Annotated in this window: 3 protein-coding genes; all 3 read left to right on the plus strand. The window is 63.4% G+C overall.

The genetic code is table 11. From position 1 onward, the window contains the following. Positions 1 to 1,308: F0F1 ATP synthase subunit alpha (locus tag FJ039_12590; protein ID MBM4406984.1), on the plus strand; the 1,308-nt coding region annotated here is incomplete at its 5' end. Positions 1,309 to 1,349: 41 nt separating this feature from the next. Then, on the plus strand, positions 1,350 to 2,249 hold the full coding sequence (atpG, locus tag FJ039_12595) for an ATP synthase F1 subunit gamma (GenBank protein ID MBM4406985.1): 900 nt from the start codon (positions 1,350 to 1,352) through the stop codon (positions 2,247 to 2,249). Between the two features lie 9 nt (positions 2,250 to 2,258). Next, the coding region (locus FJ039_12600) for a F0F1 ATP synthase subunit beta (GenBank protein MBM4406986.1) at positions 2,259 to 2,780 on the plus strand (522 nt) is incomplete at its 3' end.

Genomic DNA, 2,780 nt, shown 5'->3' on the forward strand with positions numbered 1-2,780 from the left:
GAGACCGTCGGCGCCATCGTCTTCGGCGAGACCAAGCTCGTCAAGGAAGGCGATGAGGTCCGCTCCACCGGCCGCGTGGCTGAGGTCCCCGTGGGCCCAGCCCTGGTGGGCCGCGTGGTCAACGCCCTCGGCCAGCCCATTGACGGCAAAGGCCCCATCAGGGCCGCAAAGACTCGCCCCGTCGAGCGCGTCGCCCCCAACGTTGTCACCCGCAAGTCCGTCAATCGCCCCGTGCAGACGGGCATCAAGTCCATTGACGCCATGATTCCTATCGGCCGCGGCCAGCGCGAGCTCATCATCGGCGACCGCGCCACCGGCAAGTCCGCCATCGCCATTGACACCATCATCAACCAAAAGGGTGGCGACCTCATCTGCATCTATGTCGCCATCGGCCAAAAGGCCTCCAAGGTCCGCCAGACCGTGACGGCCCTGGAGAAGAACGGCGCCATGGCCCACACCATCGTCGTTGCCGCCAACGCCTCCGAGTCCGCTGCGCTCCAGTACCTGGCCCCCTATTCCGGCACCGCCATGGGCGAAGAGTTCATGGAGACCGGCAAGGACGCCCTCATCATCTATGACGACCTCTCCAAGCACGCCTGGGCTTACCGCCAGATGTCCCTCCTCCTCCGCCGCCCCCCGGGCCGCGAAGCCTACCCCGGCGATGTCTTCTACCTCCACAGCCGCCTCCTTGAGCGCTCCGCCCGCGTGGAGAAGGAGTACGGCGGCGGCTCCCTCACAGCCCTCCCCATCATCGAAACCCAGGCCGGCGACGTCTCCGCCTACGTGCCCACCAACGTCATTTCCATCACGGACGGCCAGATCTTCTTGGAGGCCGACCTCTTTAACGCAGGCAATCGCCCTGCCGTGAACGTCGGTATCTCCGTCTCCCGCGTCGGCGGTTCCGCCCAGACCAAGGCCATGAAGAAGGTCGCCGGACGCCTCCGCATTGACCTCGCCCAGTTCCGCGCCTTGGCCGCCTTCGCCCAGTTCGGCACCGGCGACCTGGATGCCGCCACCAAGCGCCAGCTGGAGCGCGGCCAGCGAATGACGGAACTCCTCAAGCAGGGCGTCCAGAGCCCCCTCCCCCTGGCCGATCAAGTCATGGTCGTCTATGCCGGCGTCAACGGCCACCTGGATGACGTGCCGATCTCTAAGGTCACCTCCTTCGAGTCAGCCTTCCTGCGCTTCATGAACACCAACCACCCGGAAGTCGGCAAGTCCATCAAGGAGACGGAAGACCTTTCGGCCGATATGGAGAACAAACTCAAGGCGGCCATAGACGAGGTCAAGAAGACCGTTCCGTACTAAATGACCTGGGTGGCCCATCGCGGTCGCCCGTAGGATGAATCATGGCAAGCGTTAGAGACATACGGCGGCGCATCAAAAGCGTCCGGAACACCGCCAAGATCACCAAGGCGATGGAGATGATTGCCGCCTCCAAGATGCGCCGTGCCCAACAGCGCACCCTAGCCAGCAGGCCCTACGCCCAAAAGATGCGCGCTGTGGTGAGCCACCTTACCGGACAAGCAGGCGACGGCGAAGACACCCACCCTCTGCTCCAGCGTCGTGAGGTGAAGAACATCCTCTTGGTGCACATCACCCCGGACCGCGGCCTCACCGGCGGCTTGAACGGCAACCTGAACCGCAGGGCTGCTCAGCATATCTTGGAAGAGAAGCGTTCCATGACGGTCATCACCGTCGGCAAGAAGAGCCGCGACTTCATGATTCGCCATGGGCAGAAGGTCAAGGCCGTCTTCACCGATATGTCGGATAAGGCGAGCATCATCAATATCCTGCCCATTACCAAGCTCATCGTGGATGATTACACCTCCGGCGCCGTGGATCGCGTGGACATCATCTACGCCGACTTCATCTCCACCATGGTGCAGAAGCCCGCCGTGCGCCAGCTTCTCCCCATCGCCCCGGATGCCGCATCCATGGAGGGCGAAGGCGAGACTGCGGATCAGACGGCCGTCGGCAAGCTCGGCGTTGACTATATCTACGAGCCTGCCCGGGCCGATCTCCTCAATGATTTGCTCCCCCGCTATGTGGATATGCAGGTCTATCAGGCGCTCCTTGAGGCCATCGCCAGCGAGCAGTCCGCCCGCATGGTGGCCATGAGGAACGCCACGGAAAACGCGCTCGAAATGATCGGCGGCCTCACCCTCGAGCTGAACAAGGCCCGCCAAGGCTCCATCACAAACGAACTGCTCGATATCGTCGGCGGCGTTGCCGCTCTGGAAGGCTAGGAGGTAAGTATGGCTGCAGGTGCTACAGGCAAAGTGGTGCAGGTCATCGGTACCGTTGTGGACGTGGAGTTCCCGCAGGACAAACTCCCTGCCATCTTCAACGCCCTTGAGCTGACCGTCGCCAAGGAGAAGCTCGTCCTTGAAGTGGAACAGCACATCGGCAACAACTGGGTGCGCTGTCTCGCCCTTGGCCCTACCGAGGGCCTCCAGCGTGGCGCTGAGGTGAAGGACACCGGCCAGGCCATCGCCGTTCCCGTCGGCCCCGGCTCCCTCGGCCGCCTCTTCAACGTTCTTGGCGACCCCCTGGATAACCTCGGCGCCGTCAAGGTCAGCGAGCACTGGCCCATCCACCGCCCCGCCCCTGCCTATGAGGAGCAGGAGACCACCGCCCAGATGCTCGAAACGGGCATCAAGGTCATTGACCTCATCAGCCCCTTCGCCAGAGGCGGTAAGGTCGGCGCCTATGGCGGCGCGGGCGTCGGCAAGACTGTCGTCATCCAGGAGCTCATCCGTAACATCGCCACCCAGCAC

It is taken from the genome of Chloroflexota bacterium (assembly GCA_016875535.1).
Classification (GTDB): Bacteria; Chloroflexota; Dehalococcoidia; order SHYB01; family SHYB01; genus VGPF01.